Consider the following 16,391-nt stretch of genomic DNA (forward strand, 5'->3'; position numbering starts at 1 on the left):
TATGTCACTAGTACGCCGGGCGACGGGCGCACTGATTCACCGTGCCTACCGGGCGATCCGCCACGCGGGCGCGATCACTCCGGGGAGCCCGGCGGGCCACCGGTTCCGCCGGCTCGGTGACGGCGTCAGCATCGCGTTCCCCCCTGGCGCGATCTTCGGCGAACAGTGGATCGAGATCGGCGACCACACGCTGATCGGCGAGCGGGTGTCGCTCTCGTGCGGCATGGGCCCCGGCGTGGACCTCGGCCCGGCGTCGATCCTGCGCATCGGCGGCGGCTGCTCGATCGGCCGGGGGACGCACGTCGTGGCCCACCAGTCGATCGACGTGGGCGACGACGTCTTCACCGGCCCGTACGTCTACATCACCGACCAGAACCACGTCTATGACGACCCCGACGTGCCGATCGGCAGGCAGTGGCCGCGCAACAGCCCGGTCTCGATCGGCTCGGGCTCGTGGCTGGGCGCGGGCGCGATCGTCCTGCCCGGCACGACGCTCGGCCGCCAGTGCGTGGTGGCCGCGGGCGCGGTGGTGCGCGGCGAGTTCCCCGACCACAGCGTGGTGGCGGGGGTGCCGGCCAAGCGGGTACGCGGCTACACGCCCGAGTTAGGCTGGCACGCGCCGGAGGCCGTCCTGGCCGACAGCGGATCCTGATCTGGACCGAACATCCTTCTGCCGGTTAGCGTCACCTCATGCGAACCGCCATCTGCGAGCGCCTGGGCATCGAGTTCCCCCTGTTCGCCTTCAGCCACTGCCGCGACGTGGTGGCCGCGGTGACCAACGCGGGCGGCTTCGGGGTGCTGGGCGCCATCGCGTACTCGCCCGACCAGCTCGACACCGAGCTCACCTGGATCGACGAGCGGGTGGGCGGCCGGCCGTACGGCGTCGACGTGCTCGTCCCCGGCAAGGTGGACGCCTCGGTGCTCGACCGGCGCGCGCACCTCATGGACTTCATCCCCGAGCGGCACCGCGACTTCGTCACCCACCTGCTGACGAAGTACGGCGTGGGCGCGGCCCCGCAGCCGATGACGGCGGTGGCCGACGAGTTCGGCCGGCGGGTGACCGCGGCGGGGGCGACGGGGCTGATCGACGTCGCGCTCAAGCACCGCATCGGGCTGATCGCCAGCGCCCTGGGCCCGCCGCCGCCCGAGATGGTGGCCAGGGCCAAGGAGGCGGGCGTGCCGGTCGCCGCGCTGGTCGGCACGGTCGAGCACGCGCGCAGGCAGGTCGCGGCGGGCGCCGACCTGATCGTGGCGCAGGGCACCGAGGCGGGCGGGCACACCGGCGAGATCTCCACGATGGTGCTGGTGCCGCAGGTCGTCGACGCGGTGGCGCCGGTGCCGGTGCTCGCGGCGGGCGGGATCGCGTCGGGCCGGCAGATGGCCGCGGCCATGGCGCTCGGCGCGGACGGCGTGTGGTGCGGCTCCGTCTGGCTCACGACGGAGGAGGCGGAGACGCCGCCCGCCGTCAGGCGCAAGTTCCTGGCGGCCTCGTCGCTGGACACGGTCAGGTCGAGGTCCCGCACGGGCAAGCCGGCCAGGCAGCTCAGGTCGGCCTGGACCGACGAGTGGGACTCCAGCCAGGAGAGCCCCGGCCCGCTGGGGATGCCGCTGCAGCTCCTGGTGGCCGAGGGGGCCATGGCGCGCATCGCGGCGGCGGCGGAGAAGGGCGAGCCGGGGGCGGTGGAGCTGGTCAACTACTACGTGGGGCAGGTCGTGGGCCAGCTCGACCAGGTCAAGCCGGCCCGGCAGGTGGTCTACGACCTGGTCAGCGAGTTCGGCGAGGCGGTGGAGCGGCTCAGGCGCCTGTCCGGGTGAGGCCCGTGACAGCCGGTCGGCGAGAATGGGGCCCGGCGGCTCGTGGTCGCGCGCCGCGTTCCTTCACACGAGGACGGGGACTCCGTGGGCAAGACGTACGACGGCATCACCGCCAGGTTGCGGGCGTTCATCGAGGCGCAGCCCGTGTTCTTCACGGCGACCGCGCCCCTCGCCGGCGACGGCACGATCAATCTGTCCCCCAAGGGGGTGAGCGGTTCGCTGATGGTTCTCGACGAGCTGACGGTGGCCTATCTCGACTTCGCGGGCAGCAACGCGGAGACCGTCGCCCACCTGCGCGAGAACGGCCGCATCACCTTGATGTGGTGCGCCTTCGACGGGCCGCCGACCATCGTGCGGGTGCACGGTCGCGGCGAGCCCGTGTTCAGGGACGATCCCAGGTGGGCCGGGCTGGTCGCCCGCTTCCCCGCGGTCGACACCGGCGCGCACGGGCTACGGGCGATCGTGGTCGTCCGCGCCGAGCTGATCCGCGACACGTGCGGCTACGCGGTTCCGCTCATGTCGTACGAGCAGGACCGCGACCTGCACGCGAAGCGGTTCGCGCGGGAGGACGACGAGTCGCTCAACGCCTATTTCTCCCGTAAGGAGCACGTCGCCACCAGCATCGACGGTCTGCCCGCCCTGCCGCTGCCCCTGCCCGCCTCGGGGCCGCGGAAGGCCGCCGAGGGCTGACCGGGCTACGATGCGCGTGTGGTCGGGACACCGCCTCGGCTGGAGCGCGGCTCCGGCCTCCCCGCGCACGTGCAGATCGAGCGGTGGCTGCTCGAGTCCATCTCCAGTGGCGAGCTGGCGCCGGGCGACCGGCTGCCCGGCGAGCGCGAGCTGGCCGGGCGGCTCGGCGTGAGCAGGATGACGCTCAGGCAGGCGCTGGCCACGCTGGAACGCGACGGCGTGCTCGTCAGGGTGCCCGGCAGGGCGGGCGGCGCGTTCGTGGCCGAGCCGCGCATCGAGTGCGACCTGACCGGGCTGACGGGGTTCACCGAGCAGATCCGGCGGGCGCACCTGCGGGCCGAGGCGCGCGTCCTGGTGGCGGCGACCGTGCCCGCGCCCGCGGCGGTGGCCAGGGCGCTGCGGGTCCCTCCCGGCTCGCCGGTGCACGAGGTGGCCAGGGTGCGCTCAGCCGGGCGCCTGCCCTTGGCGCTCGAACGCTCCTACTTCCCCGACCTGCCCGGCCTGCTCGACCAGGACCTCACCGGCTCCCTCTACACGCTGCTGGCCGAGCGCTACGACCTGGCGCCGCGCACGGCGGTCGAGCGGCTCGACCCGGTGATCGCCCGCCCGTCCGAGGCCGCCGACCTGGGCATGACGCCGGGGGCGCCGCTCATGCTGATCGAGCGCACGGCCTACGCGGCCGGCGGCCGGCCCGCGGAGTTCGCCCGAGACCTGTTCCGCCCCGACCGGGTGCGCATCTCGGTGCGCAGCGGAGTCACGGGACCAGCGGGGCCTTGACCACCGTGCCCGGCACCCAGGCGCCCTCCACTTCGATCTCCACCTCGGCGCCCGGCTCGACCGGCAGGTACGCGTAGGCGATCGACTCCCTGGCGGTGTAGCCGTACCCGCCGGAGGTGACGCGGGCCAGCACCTGGCCGTCCGCCCTGACCGGTTCGTTGCCGAGCGCGACCGCCCTCGGGTCGCTCAGCGTCACGCAGCGCAGCCGCCGCCCAGGATCGGGATCGAGGGCGTCCCTGCCCAGGAACTCCTTGTCCGGTTTGACGCAGAACCCCAGCCCGGCCTCGTACGGCGTCGTCTCGGGCCCGATGTCGGCGCCCCACACCCGGTAGCCCTTCTCCAGCCGGAGGCTGTCGATGGCGTGGTAGCCGCAGGCCGCCATCCCGTGCGGCTCGCCCGCCTCCCACAACGTCCGCCACAGCGCGAGCCCGTACTCGCTGGAGCAGTAGAGCTCCCAGCCGTGCTCCCCCACGAACGTCACCCGCAGCGCCAGCACCGGCACGTCCCCCACGGTGAGCTCACGTGACGACATGAACGGGAAGCCGAGCGGGTCGGGAGTGAGTCCGGACAGGATCTCGCGGGCGCGCGGTCCCCACAGGGCGAAGCAGGCGTACCGGCCGGTGACGTCGGCGATCCTGGCGGCCGAGCCCGTGAGCGCGGCCTGCTTGCGCAGCCAGCCGAGGTCGTGCGTGCCGCACGCGGTGCCGGTGACGACGAGGAACTCCTCCTCGCCGCGCCGGGTGACGGTGAAGTCGCACTCGATGCCGCCGCGCCGGTTGAGCGCCTGGGTGTAGGTGACGGCGCCGACCTCGCGGGCGACCCGGTTGTCGCATACCCACTCCAGCAGTGCGGCCGCCTCGGGACCGGTGACCTCGATCTTGGCGAACGAGCTCTCGTCGAACAGCCCGGCGGCCGTGCGCGTGGCCCGGTGCTCGGCCCCGGTCGCGGGCGACCACGCACGGCCCGCCCAGCCGGCGGGGCGCTCGCCGTCGTCCCCGCCGGCTTCGTTGGCCGCGTAGTGGTTGACCCGCTCCCAGCCCGCCTTCTCGCCGAAGACGGCCCCGTGGCTCTGGTGCCACGCGTACGCGGGCGAGACCCGCAGCGGCCGCCCCGCCGACCGCTCGTGGCCGGGGTAGCGGATGTCGTAGTACGTCTCGTAGTTCTCGACCGCGCGCTTGAGCGTGTACGACGGCGAGCGGTAGTGGCTGCTGAACCTGCGGATGTCCATGTGCCGGACGTCCATGGCCGGCTCGCCCTCGACGATCCACTCCGCCATCACCTTGCCGATGCCGCCCGCGCCGGCGATGCCGTGGGCACAGAACCCGGCCGCGACGAAGAACCCGCCCACCTCCGTCTCCCCGAGGCAGAACTCGTTGTCGGGGGTGAACGCCTCGGGCCCATTGATCAGCTTGCGGATGCCGACGTCGGCCATCGCCGGCACGCGGATCCTGGAGTTGTCGGAGATCTCCTCGAATCTCGCCCAGTCCTCGGGCAGCAGGCGGCCGTTGAAGTCGGGGGGCACCGCGTCGAAGGTGCCGGGGCCGGCCGTCCAGGGGGCGCACGTGCGCTCGTACCCGCCCATGACCAGGCCCTGCACCTCCTGCCGGTAGTAGACGAGCAGGTCGGGGTCGCGCAGCGTGGGCAGGGCGGTGTGGTCGTGGCAGGCGTCGGTCACCACGTACTGGTGGGACATCGGGACGATCGGGACGCGTACGCCGGCCATGCGGCCGATCTCGGCGGCGAACATGCCGCCGCAGTTGACCACGATCTCGCAGTCGATGTCGCCCTGGTCGGTGCGCACACCGGTGACCCGGCCGCGCGCGGTGGTGATGCCGAGGACGCGGGTCCTGGTGCGCAGTCTCGCCCCGCCCTCGCGGGCGCGCGCGGCCAGCGCATAGCACAGCTGGGAGGGGTCCACCTGCCCGTCCGTCGGCAGGTACGCGGCCCCCACGACTCCTTCGGGGTCCATGAGGGGGAACAGTTCCACGGCCTCCGCCACCGAGATCTCCTGGAGCGGCAGCCCGAACGTGCGCGCCCAGCCGATCTGGCGGCGGATCTCCGCCATGCGCTCGGGGGTGGAGGCCAGCTTGATGCCGCCGCACTCCGTCCAGCCGGCGTCGAGGGTGCGGTAGAGCTCGACGGAGTACTGGTTCATCCGGGTCAGCGTCGGGTCCGAACGCAGTTGCCCGACCAGGCCCGCGGAGTGGAAGGTGGAGCCGCTGGTGAGCTCGTCCCGATCCAGCAGGACGACGTCGCGTTCGCCTAGTTGGGTGAGGTGGCAGGCGACGGACGTGCCGCCCACCCCGCCCCCGATGACCACGATGCGGGCCGAGTCGCTCATGGTCGCGAGGCTAATCGCCGTACCCCAAAAGGTCTAGACCGTTTACGCAGGTGGAGCTAGCATCGACCATGGCCGTTGCCCGGGTCCTCGACCGCATCCCCCTGCTGTCCGGCATGCCACGAGCCGTGGAGGAGCTGCCCGGGGGGCTGACCAATCGCAACTATAAGGTGAGCACGCCCGGCGGGTCGTATGTCGTGCGCGTGTCGGCCGGCGACGGCGCGCTGCTGGCCATCGACAGGGACGCCGAGCACGCCAACACCGTCGCCGCGGCCCGCGCGGGGGTCGGCGCGCCGGTGCACGCCTACCTGCCCGGTCAGGGAGTGCTGGTGGTGGGCTACATCGACGCGCGCACGTTCACCGAGGCGGATCTGCACGATCCGGCCAACCTGCCGAGGGTGGCGGAGGTGTGCCGGCGGCTGCACGCCGGACCCCGGTTCGTGAGCGACTTCGACATGTTCGACGTGCAGCGGCATTATCTGCAGATCGTCCAGGAACGCGGCTTCCGGCTTCCGGCCCGCTATCTCGACTTCATGCCCATCGTTGCCGACATCCGGAAATGTCTGGCTATACGGGAGGAGGGCACGGTTCCGTGTAACAACGACCTTCTGCCGGGGAACATCCTCGACGACGGCCGGCGCCTCTGGCTGATCGACTACGAATACGCCGGCAACAACGACCCCTGCTTCGAGCTCGGCAACATCTGGAGCGAGTCCGACCTGCCGCCGGGCCACCTGGAGGCGCTCGTCACCGCGTACTACGGCCGCCCGCTCCGCCACAAGATCGCCCGCGCCCGCCTGCTCGGCCTCATGTCCAAGTACGGCTGGACGCTCTGGGCCTCCATCCAGGACAGCGTGAACGAGACCATCGACTTCGACTTCTGGTCGTGGGGCATGGAGAAGTACGACCGGGCGGTGGCCGAGTTCACCGGTCCCGCGCTGGCCGGCCTCATGGACGACGCGGCCCGGGCAGACTAGGGGCATGCTCGCCGCTCTGACCGGTCTGGGCCTGTCCACGGCCGCCGGGCTCAACGCCTACATCCCGCTCCTCGTCGTGGGCGTGCTCGCCAACGTCACCGACGCCGTGAAGCTCCCCGACGGCTACGGCTGGCTGTCCAACTGGGGCGTGCTGGCCGTGATCGCGGTGCTGCTGGTCGTGGAGACGGTGTTCGACAAGGTTCCCGCCGTCGACAGCGTCAACGACGCCATCCAGACCGTGATCCGCCCGGCGTCGGGAGGCGTGGTGTTCTCCGCCACGAGCGCCGCAGCCGAGCTCGACCACTCGACGTGGACGGCCGAGCACCCGTGGGCCGGTTGGTTACTTGGCATCGTGACGGCGCTGGCCGTACACGTGGTCAAGACCACCGCCCGGCCGGTGATCAACGTCGGCACGGCCGGGACCGGCGCGCCGGTCGTGAGCGCGGCGGAGGACGCGGGCTCGCTCGGGATGAGCCTGATCGCGATCTTCCTGCCCGTCCTGGTGATCGTCGCGCTGCTGCTGCTCGCCGTCCTCGGCTGGTGGCTCATCAGAAAGGTACGCCGCCGCCGCGCCCGCGGACGGGCGGCAGGGCGCCGTCACCCGGCCTGACGCCCGCTCCCCGTCACGTCCGCCCCCGCACGCGGCCCTCTCACCACCCCAGGCGGCGCGCCCACCTCTCCACCAGGTGCACGAACTCGGCTGCCCGCTCCTCGTGCAGCCGGTGGCCCGACCCCTCCCAGCACACCACCTTCGAAGCCGGATCCCGCAGCAGCGCGGCCTCCCAGCGTGCCCGTTCCGGATCCGACCAGATCGACAACACCGGGCACCCCCTGCGCGCCAGGTAGTCGTCGGAGGCCGGCCGCACCCCGATCGCCTCCGGACCGGTGAACATCGCCTCGAACGCCTCCGCCAGCACGTGCGGCGGCATGCCGTACAGCCGGCGTTTGTGCCAGCGCCTGATGACGGCGGGGGTGGCGGCGTTCGTGCACCACTCGTCGATCTGCTCGGCGACCGTGTGCGCGTGCTCGCCGCGCAGGCCCGCGATCATCTGGGGGAAACCGGCGGCGATGTCCGCCGTCATGCCGTAGCCGGGGTCGACGGCGACGATCCCGCGGACCCGCGCCGGATGTTCTACGGCGAGGACGGACACCACCTGGGCGCCCATCGAGTGGCCGACCGCGACCACCTGGGGGACTCCGAGGTGGCCGGCGAGCAGGGCGTGCAGATCCCCGGCCATCGCGCGGGGCGTGTTGCCGGTCGCCGGCACCGACGAATAACCGTGCCCGCGCAGGTCGACGGCGATCACGCGGTGCCGGGCGGCGAACGCGTCGATGTGCCACGACCACTGGTGCGAGTCGGCGCCCCACCCGTGCACGAGCAGCAGCGGCGGTCCGTCACCGTCATCGGTGTAGAAGAGCCGGACATCCTCCCCGACGTCGGCGTACGGCACCGGCCTACCGCTCCTCTCGCGGCCGGCCGCCGTCCTGCCGGTTCTCCTCCATGCGGCTCCTGTCGGGACGCATCAGCAGCGCCGCCTCCCCCGCCGTCAGCCCTCCGTCGACGGCCAGCTCGGCGCCCGTCACGTACGAGGCCGCGTCGGACAGCAGGAATGTGATCGTCTCCGCGACCTCCTCCGGCTCACCCCAGCGCCCGGCCGGCGCGAGAGGGAAGGTCCCCTCTCCGGAGACCGCGCCGATCGGCTCGGTCATCTGTGTGACGATCATCCCGGGATGTACGGAGTTGACCCGGATGCGGTGCCGCCCGAACTCCAACGCCGCGATCTTGGTCAGCCCGCGTACCCCCCACTTCGAGGCGCCGTAGCCGCCCGTGCCGGGCAGGGCGCTGAGCCCCGCGACCGACGACAGGTTCACGATCGCGCCGCCGCCCGACTCCCGCATGGGTTCCACGACCGCCTTGAGGCCCAGGAACACGCCGAGCAGGTTGACCCGCAGCACGTTCTCGAACTCCTCGGCCGGCTGCTGCTCGATCATCAGCATGGTGGCGATGCCCGCGTTGTTCACCAGCCCGTCGATCCGCCCGTGTTCGTCCAACGTCTTGGCCACCACCGCCGCCCACTGGTCCTCGTCCCGCACGTCGTGGGCGATGAACCGGGCGTCCACCTCCTTGGCCGTGGCCGTACCCTCGTCAACGAGCACATCCGTGAGCACCACCCGTGCCCCCGCCGCGACACACCGCCGTGCCGTCGCGGCTCCCATCCCCCTCGCACCGCCGGTGACGATCACAACCTTGTCCTCAAGCACCGCCCTGTTCCCTTCTGCCGCACAAACGCCTCTGGCCGCGTCGCCTGCGGGCGTGACGCGCTGCCCGGCGACCGATGCCGATGGTGAACTGAAACACAGGCCAAAGTGATCGATCAAGAGCGGTCATGGCCAGGCGCCCCGAACCCGCCCGGCCGCACTATCCTTCACATCATCAACCCCAACAGGAGGTGGCGGAGATCAGCGAAATCCTTCTCATCGCCCTGGTGATCCTGGCGTTCCTCCTTCTGCTGGGCGGCGTCGGCATCTATGTGCTCGTCAAGCTGGGAAAGAAGGCCGCGGTCAAGGCCAGGGAGGCCACGACGCGGATCACCACGCACGTCAACGCGATGGGCTCGGGCGAGGCCGCGGAGATCGAGCGTCTCCGGCTCGACCTGCGCCGCGAGATGACCCTCACCCGCCAGGCCGTCGACCAGGCCCAGCGCCAGGGGTGGGGGCTGGGCGACCTGCCGCGCATCATGGCCGACCTGACCAAGCACGTCGACACGCACGACGAGCAGCTGGCGATGTTCGCCCAGCAGCAGCGCGTGTCCTCCTACGTCGACCACGTCACGCTCGACCGGCTCCGGCAGCACCAGGCCACGCTGACGGCCACGTGCGCCCGCATCCGCACGGGCCTGCTGAACGACCAGGTCCACCACACCGCGTCGGGCATCGCCGACCTGACCTCCCGCACCGACCTGGAGATCGAGGCCCGCCGCCGCGACCCCGACCCGCTCGACGAGATCGACGACCTCTACCGCCGCACGGTGGAGGAACGCAGGAACGAACCCTGACTCTCGCTCCTGGTGACACAATGAATGCCTCTCGAACCGCTGCCGCACGGCGATATCCACCCCGTTCTGGCCAGGGGCCATCCCTGCCCGCACCGCGAGCCGCGTTTATTCGGTTGCGGCGCGCGGGACGCATCGGCATAGTCGAGGGCGAGTTGATCGCAGCGACACGGAGGGAGGGTGAGACCGTGATGACGATTGTCCGCGTGCCGTTTTCCGCGTCCTCACACCTTCCCACCGGGCGGTCGCTGACCTGACCGACGAGCCGGTGGGCCTCACTTCTGGAGCAATCCCACCGTGCCGAAGCACTCGCAACACCGCCGCCGCGGCAAGCACGCCCTCGACGCCGACGACATCGCCTGGCTGGAGAGCACGCCCGAGACCGACGACGGCCCTCCCGAAGGTGATCGCTGGTCCACCTGGGACCAGAGCACGCCCACCGAGAAGGGCCCCCGGCCCTACCCTGACTGGCTGGTCACGGAGCTGGCCGCCGTCGACACCGAGTACGGCGTGCTCAAGACCGGCAAGGAAGCCGATGTCCACCTCATCTCCCGCGGGGTGCCCGGCACCGACCGGGAGTGCCTGCTCGCCGCCAAGCGCTACCGGTCGTCCGACCACCGCCTGTTCCACCGCGACGCCGGCTATCTGGAGGGCCGCAGCACCCGCGAGAGCCGGATGAACCGTGCCATGGCCAACCGCACGGCCTTCGGCAAGCAGGTGATCGCCGGTCAGTGGGCGGTGGCCGAGTTCGCGGCGCTGTGCCGGCTGTGGGAGCTCGGGGTGCCGGTGCCGTACCCGGTGCAGATCGTCGGGACGGAGATCCTCCAGGAGTTCATCGGCACGCGGGACGGCTTCGCGGCGCCGCGGCTCGCCCAGGTGAGCGATGATCTGGACGACCTGTGGGAGCAGCTGGTCACGGCCATGCTCACTCTGGCCGGGGAAGGGCTGGCCCACGGGGACCTGTCGCCGTACAACCTCCTGGTGCACGACGGCAGGCTGGTCATCATCGACCTTCCGCAGATCGTGGACGTGATCGCGCATCCGGCGGGTCCGTCGTTCCTCGACCGCGACGCGCGCAACGTCGCCACCTGGTTCGCCGCCAAGGGCGTCACAGCAGCCTCCCCCGACGGGCTCGCCACCCTCCTGCGGCGGGAAGCCCGCATGTGACCGCCTCCACCCGTGCGACGCCGCGGGCCCGCCCCGGTGACGCGGTCCCCTGCGCCCAGTGCCTCCCCCGAGGCGGGCGCGGGGGGTGGGTGGTTATTCGACGCGGGTGGTCATTCGACGCCGGCCTCGCGCATGTCGCGCAGTTCGCGCTTCAGCTCCTTGATCTCGTCGCGCAACCGGGCGGCCACCTCGAACTGCAGGTCGGCCGCCGACTGGTGCATCTGCTCGGTCAGTGAGTCGATCAGGGACTCCATCTGGGCCCTCGGCATGTCGCCGGCGATGGCCTTGGCGTGCTGGCCGGCCTGCCGGGCGGCGAAGCCGGGCACCGGTGCCTTGCCGCGCGACTGCTGGCGGCCCCCGCCGAGCAGCCGGTCGGTGTCGGCGTCCTCGCGCTGCAGCGAGTCGAGGATGTCGGCGATCTTCTTGCGCAGGGGCTGCGGGTCGAGGCCGTTGGCTTCGTTGTAGGCGATCTGCTTGGCCCTGCGCCGGTTGGTCTCGTCGATCGCCCGCTCCATCGACGGGGTGACCTTGTCGGCGTACATGTGGACCTGGCCGGAGACGTTACGGGCGGCGCGGCCGATGGTCTGGATCAGGGACGTCTCCGAGCGGAGGAAGCCCTCCTTGTCGGCGTCGAGGATCGACACCAGCGAGACCTCGGGCAGGTCGAGACCCTCGCGCAGGAGGTTGATGCCGACGAGCACGTCGAACTCGCCGGTGCGCAGCTCGCGCAGCAGCTCGATGCGGCGCAGCGTGTCGACCTCGCTGTGGAGGTAGCGGACCCGGATGCCGAGCTCCAGGAGGTAGTCGGTCAGGTCTTCCGACATCTTCTTGGTCAGCGTGGTGACCAGGACGCGTTCGTCACGCTCGGCCCGCTCGCGGATCTCGTGGACCAGGTCGTCGATCTGGCCCTTGGTGGGCTTGACGACGATCTCGGGGTCGACCAGGCCGGTCGGGCGGATGACCTGCTCGACGACCTCGCCCTTGACCCGGCCCAGCTCGTAGGGCCCGGGAGTGGCCGACAGGTAGACCGTCTGCCCGATGCGCTCCAGGAACTCCTCCCACTTGAGCGGCCGGTTGTCGAGCGCCGACGGCAGCCGGAACCCGTGCTCGACCAGCGTGCGCTTGCGCGAGGCGTCGCCTTCGTACATGGCGCCGATCTGCGGCACGGTCTGGTGGGACTCGTCGAGCACCAGGACGAAATCCTCGGGGAAGTAGTCGAGCAGCGTGTTGGGGGCGCTGCCGGCCTCGCGGCCGTCCATGTGGCGCGAGTAGTTCTCGATGCCGGAGCAGGTGCCGATCTGACGCATCATCTCGATGTCGTACGTCGTGCGCATGCGCAGCCGCTGCGCCTCCAGCAGCTTGCCCTGCCGCTCCAGCTCCGACAGGCGTTCGGCCAGCTCCGCCTCGATGCCCGCCACGGCGGCCGCCATGCGCTGCTCACCCGCGACGTAGTGGGAGGCGGGGAAGATGTAGAGCTCTTCGTCCTCGGTGATGATCTCGCCGGTCAGCGGGTGCATGGTGCAGAGCTTCTCGATCTCGTCGCCGAACATCTCGATGCGCACGGCCAGCTCTTCGTATTTCGGGATGATCTCGATCGTGTCGCCGCGCACCCGGAACGTGCCCCGCGTGAAGGCGAGGTCGTTGCGGGTGTACTGCATGTCGACCAGGCGGCGCAGCAGTTGGTCGCGGTCGACGTCCATCCCGACGCGGAGCCTGGCCATGCGGTCGACGTATTCCTGCGGCGTGCCCAGGCCGTAGATGCACGACACGGAGGCGACCACGATGGTGTCGCGCCGGGTGAGCAGCGAGTTGGTCGCCGAGTGGCGCAGGCGCTCGACCTCGTCGTTGATCGAGGAGTCCTTCTCGATGTAGGTGTCGCTCTGCGGGACGTAGGCCTCAGGCTGGTAGTAGTCGTAGTAGGAGACGAAGTATTCGACCGCGTTGTTGGGCAGCATCTCGCGCAGCTCGTTGGCGAACTGCGCGGCCAGGGTCTTGTTGGGCTGCATCACGAGAGCGGGCCGCTGCAGGCGCTCGATCAGCCAGGCGATCGTGGCCGTCTTGCCGGTGCCGGTGGCGCCCAGCAGCACGCTGTCCTTCTCTCCGGCCTTGACGCGGTGCTCCAGCTCGGCGATGGCCGTCGGCTGGTCGCCGGAGGGAGTCATCTCGGTGACGACCTCGAAGGGCGCCACCTTCCGCTGCAAATCTGTGACCGGTCGCATAGTGCCCACTGTAGGCGGCCGGACTGACAGAAAGCGTCATGCGGACCACTCGCCGATCCTCGGGAACGGGCTGGTGGAGAAGACCACTTCGACGGGCACCTCGAAATACGCGGCGATGCGCAGCGCGAGGTGGAGGCTGGGGCTGTACTCGCCGCGTTCGAGATATCCGACGGTCTGGTAGTGGACGCCCAGGGCGTCGGCGAGCTGCCTGCGGGTCACGTCCCGCTCCGCACGCAGCAACGCGATGCGGTTGTGGACGGTCTCGCTCATCGACTCCCTTGCCTGCGGCACCGGCGTAGTAGTACGTGCCGTACACAAGCAGCACACCTGCTACGAACAGCAATACATATGTGATGCCGCACTGCAAGCGATCAGCAAGTCATACCCGATACGGTCGAAATCGCCTGTAGCGGAAAAGGAAGGTTCAATGTCACGTCCCAGAGAGGCACTACGCCAAGCAGGTCAGGGCATAGCCCAAGCGGTGGCGCAAGGGGGTGACGTACGCCAGGCAGTGGGTCAGGCCGCGGAGCAGTTCGCCGGCCAGGTGGGGCCTCAGGGCCGGCTCCAAGAAGGCCAGGCACAGAGTTTCGCGCTGAACCCGCACGACTTCGCGGCCGCCCGTGACGGCGGCGCGTCGATCGGCACGCTCATCGAGGCCAGGACGGCGTCGCTGAACGAGGCCGGCGAGATCGTCAACCGCAGCTTCGCCGACAACGGCATGCACGTCATCTCGCCCGTGGTGATCCCCAAGGGCAGCACCGCGAAGGTGATCGTGCCCCTCGGCATCCTCGTGGTGCTGGGCCTGATCGGCGCGCTGGGCAACGTCATCCCGAACACCGACCTGATCTTCGGCCCGCACTACTGGTTCGTACTGGTCCTGGCCGCGGTGTTCCTGTGGTGGCGGCGCAGCGTGGTGATGGTGCCGGAGGGCTGCAAGGCGCTGATCACCAAGTTCGGCAAGCTGGTGCACATCGCGGACCCCGGCCGGGTGACGCTGTTCAACCCGTGGAAGCGGGTCAGCTACATCGTCAACACCACGCGCGAATACCCGTTCAACGCGCCGATCAGCGAAGCGCCGACCCAGCAGGGCGTCAAGGCGAGCGTCGACCTGTTCCTGCAGTTCAGGATCGAGAACCCGGCCGAGTTCATCTTCGTGCTGGGCTCGGTCAGCGGCTTCCAGTCCAAGCTGCAGAACGCCATCAGCGAGGTCACCCGCTCCCTCATCTACGCCCAGCGGGCCGAGGATATCTACGACCTGGTGGGCGAGAGCACCGTGGGCATGCTGGAGAGTCTCAACCAGCAGTTCCTGCCCGCCGTACGCCTCACCGACGTGAACATCACGCACGCCGAGCCCTCCAGCCAGGAATACCGCATGGACCTGGCAGCCCCGGAGATGGTCCGCGTCGCCAAGGAGGCCTACACCTACGAGTACGAGCTCAACCTGCGCAAGGAGCAGAACGAAGGTGACCTGGTCAAGGAGCTGGCGACGCTGCAGGAGACGCTGAGCGCCATCCAGGCCGAGATCGCCGGCTACCAGGCCCGCATGGACACGGCGCTCGAACGCGCCACCCACCAGGCCACGGCGCAGGCCAGGCAGCGGCTGGTCGAGGCCGAGTCCACGGCCAACGCCAACGCCGCGCTTTTGGAGGCGCAGGCGCTGGACATCAGGGCGCTGTCGGCCGCGGAGGCGCCCGAGATCCTCGACTACCGCTTCCAGCAGGACCTGCTGACCAAGCTGGAGTCCGTCTCGGCCCGGATGCCGCAGGTGGTGCAGGTGGGCGAGCACACCGACATCGACTTCCTGGCCCTGGCGCAGCAGCTCGTGGGCGGGAAGGGCGCGGTGCTGTTCTCCCCCGAGGACATGGCCGCCATCCGCTCCAGGCTCGACGAGATCGGCGCGCGCGTCGCGGGCCGGGAGGACGAGATCGTCGCCCTGCTCAAGAAGGCCGCCGCCGACGTGGGCGAGTCCGTGGAGCCGCCGAAACCCGACCCGGAGCTCGAACGCACCGTCGAACGCCTCCTGCCGGGCGGCGGCCGGGCCCAGGGAAGTGAGCTCCTGTGAGGAGAGAGCCGAACCGACGTGTCGATGAGGAGCGGGTGAGCGGCCGATGAGCAGGGAATTCTCGAAGATCAAGGAGTCACTGGCCTCCTGGGGCGAGATCCGCCAGCTGCTGCGCGGCGGCGAGCAGGGCCAGCTCGTCCCCGTCGTGATCCCCAAGGACCGCCGCGGCTTCGCCTGGATGGCGCTGGTGTTCCTGGCGCTCTACTGCGCCGGCATGGCCGCGCTGACCGACCTCACGATCATTGCCGCGCTCGCGGCGCTGGTCTTCCTGGGCCTGGCGCTGCTCACGATGTGGCGCAAGGCGATCATCGAGATCGAGGAGGGCACCACCGGCGTACGCAGCCGCTGGGGCGCCATCACCAGCACGCTGCCCCCCGGCCGCCACTACCTCTGGCTGCCGTGGGACCGGGTGGACGCGGTCGTCGACACCTCGACCGAGATCCCCTACTCGGCGCCGATCGTGGCCTGCCCCACGGCCGAGAACGTGCCGCTGAAGTCGATCGAGTTCTTCCTGAAGTTCCGCATCGTGGACCCGGTCGCGTTCGTCCGGACGATCGGCGCGGGCAACTTCGACCTGGTGCTCTCCAGCGCGGTGCAGGACGCGATCAGGCAGCGCAGCCGCAGGGTCCACACCGAGCGTGCGTACGACCTGCGCGGCTCCGACGTCGGCGACATGCAGGACGCGCTCAACCGCCAGCTCGGCAGGTACGGCGTGCGCATCACAGGCGCCAACATCCCCGACGTCCAACTGCCCGACCAGTACCAGCAGCACCTGTCCACCCGGGAGAAGGTGGCCAAGGAGATGTCGGCGTACGAGCGCGAGTGGGAGCTGACCCGCAAGCGCCGCATCGACACGCTGCTCATGGAGATCGAGCGTTCCAAGAAGACCCGTGACGCCCGCGTGGTCGAGGTCAAGGCCGCCCACAACACCGCGCGCAAGGACGTGGCGCGCATGCTGGAGGAGCAGGAGACCGAGGCGCAGCGGGTGACGTGGGAGATCGAGGCGCGCGGCAGGGCCGAGCTCACCGCCGCCGAGAACGAGGCCAAGGCGCTGCGCCGGCTGGCCGAGTCGTACCGGGACAACCGGGCGGTGCTGCAGTACGAGCTGGCTCGCAAGCGCCTCGACGTGGGCGCGAAACTGGCGGAGAACGCGCCCCAGCCGCTGGTCGTACGCACCCAGCAGGGGCAGTCGGACTCCGCGCTCTCCACCCTCCTCCTGGCCCAGTTGCTCCCCCGCATCTCGGGCACGGGTTCCGGCCACGTGAACGGCCACACACCTTCCTCATAGGAGAA

The 16,391-nt window shown here is 70.5% G+C and carries 15 protein-coding genes; 10 read left to right on the forward strand and 5 right to left on the reverse strand.

Going from position 1 to position 16,391, the window contains the following annotated elements; genetic code table 11:
• Position 1 precedes the first annotated feature (1 nt).
• From E1267_RS11660 to E1267_RS11675, 4 genes are all read left to right on the forward strand, one after another.
• Positions 2–652 (forward strand): acyltransferase, encoded by a 651-nt coding sequence (locus tag E1267_RS11660; RefSeq protein ID WP_132332446.1) that lies wholly within the window; start codon positions 2–4, stop codon positions 650–652.
• 38 nt (positions 653–690) lie between these two features.
• Positions 691–1,815, forward strand: coding sequence for a nitronate monooxygenase (locus E1267_RS11665; protein ID WP_132332447.1), 1,125 nt, complete (start codon positions 691–693; stop codon positions 1,813–1,815).
• Positions 1,816–1,899: 84 nt separating this feature from the next.
• The gene (locus E1267_RS11670; protein ID WP_132332448.1) at positions 1,900–2,505 is read left to right on the forward strand and encodes a pyridoxamine 5'-phosphate oxidase family protein; all 606 of its coding nucleotides are present in this window, start codon (positions 1,900–1,902) and stop codon (positions 2,503–2,505) included.
• Positions 2,506–2,523: 18 nt separating this feature from the next.
• A complete protein-coding gene (locus E1267_RS11675; protein WP_132332449.1) occupies positions 2,524–3,282 on the forward strand; it encodes a GntR family transcriptional regulator in 759 nt (252 codons plus the stop codon).
• On the opposite strand, the gene E1267_RS11680 is transcribed toward E1267_RS11675, so the two are convergent.
• Positions 3,260–5,623: a GcvT family protein gene (locus E1267_RS11680; RefSeq protein ID WP_132332450.1), complete on the reverse strand. Its 2,364-nt coding sequence runs from the start codon at positions 5,621–5,623 to the stop codon at positions 3,260–3,262. The genes E1267_RS11675 and E1267_RS11680 overlap by 23 nt on opposite strands.
• Before the next feature lie 68 nt (positions 5,624–5,691).
• On the opposite strand from E1267_RS11680, the gene E1267_RS11685 reads away from it, so the two are divergent.
• Complete coding sequence (locus tag E1267_RS11685; RefSeq protein WP_132332451.1) at positions 5,692–6,597, forward strand: phosphotransferase; 906 nt, start codon at positions 5,692–5,694, stop codon at positions 6,595–6,597.
• Between the two features lie 4 nt (positions 6,598–6,601).
• On the forward strand, positions 6,602–7,207 hold the full coding sequence (locus tag E1267_RS11690) for a DUF4126 domain-containing protein (protein ID WP_132332452.1): 606 nt from the start codon (positions 6,602–6,604) through the stop codon (positions 7,205–7,207).
• Between the two features lie 40 nt (positions 7,208–7,247).
• Here the strand turns inward: E1267_RS11690 and E1267_RS11695 are convergent, their stop codons facing one another.
• Together E1267_RS11695 and E1267_RS11700 are read right to left on the reverse strand one after the other, a co-directional pair.
• Complete coding sequence (locus E1267_RS11695; RefSeq protein WP_132332453.1) at positions 7,248–8,048, reverse strand: alpha/beta fold hydrolase; 801 nt, start codon at positions 8,046–8,048, stop codon at positions 7,248–7,250.
• 4 nt (positions 8,049–8,052) lie between these two features.
• Positions 8,053–8,859: a glucose 1-dehydrogenase gene (locus E1267_RS11700; protein ID WP_246063749.1), complete on the reverse strand. Its 807-nt coding sequence runs from the start codon at positions 8,857–8,859 to the stop codon at positions 8,053–8,055.
• A 188-nt stretch (positions 8,860–9,047) separates the two neighbouring features.
• Here E1267_RS11700 and E1267_RS11705 point away from each other — a divergent pair, with 188 nt between their 5' ends.
• Together E1267_RS11705 and E1267_RS11710 are read left to right on the forward strand one after the other, a co-directional pair.
• The gene (locus E1267_RS11705) at positions 9,048–9,653 is read left to right on the forward strand and encodes a hypothetical protein (protein WP_132332454.1); all 606 of its coding nucleotides are present in this window, start codon (positions 9,048–9,050) and stop codon (positions 9,651–9,653) included.
• A gap of 294 nt (positions 9,654–9,947) precedes the next feature.
• Positions 9,948–10,817, forward strand: coding sequence for a serine protein kinase RIO (locus E1267_RS11710; RefSeq protein ID WP_132332455.1), 870 nt, complete (start codon positions 9,948–9,950; stop codon positions 10,815–10,817).
• A gap of 110 nt (positions 10,818–10,927) precedes the next feature.
• Here E1267_RS11710 and uvrB read toward each other — a convergent pair whose 3' ends face one another.
• Both uvrB and E1267_RS11720 read right to left on the reverse strand, forming a co-directional pair.
• A complete protein-coding gene (uvrB, locus tag E1267_RS11715) occupies positions 10,928–13,036 on the reverse strand; it encodes an excinuclease ABC subunit UvrB (RefSeq protein ID WP_132332456.1) in 2,109 nt (702 codons plus the stop codon).
• 36 nt (positions 13,037–13,072) lie between these two features.
• Positions 13,073–13,306, reverse strand: a complete 234-nt coding sequence (locus tag E1267_RS11720) for a helix-turn-helix transcriptional regulator (RefSeq protein WP_132332457.1) — start codon at positions 13,304–13,306, stop codon at positions 13,073–13,075.
• 157 nt (positions 13,307–13,463) lie between these two features.
• Here E1267_RS11720 and E1267_RS11725 point away from each other — a divergent pair, with 157 nt between their 5' ends.
• Both E1267_RS11725 and E1267_RS11730 read left to right on the forward strand, forming a co-directional pair.
• The gene (locus E1267_RS11725) at positions 13,464–15,098 is read left to right on the forward strand and encodes an SPFH domain-containing protein (protein WP_132332458.1); all 1,635 of its coding nucleotides are present in this window, start codon (positions 13,464–13,466) and stop codon (positions 15,096–15,098) included.
• Positions 15,099–15,144: 46 nt separating this feature from the next.
• Entirely contained in the window at positions 15,145–16,386 is a 1,242-nt protein-coding gene (locus E1267_RS11730; protein WP_132332459.1) for an SPFH domain-containing protein, read from the forward strand.
• Positions 16,387–16,391 lie beyond the last annotated feature (5 nt).

This window comes from Nonomuraea longispora, from assembly GCF_004348345.1.
GTDB classification, from domain to species: Bacteria; Actinomycetota; Actinomycetes; order Streptosporangiales; family Streptosporangiaceae; genus Nonomuraea; species Nonomuraea longispora.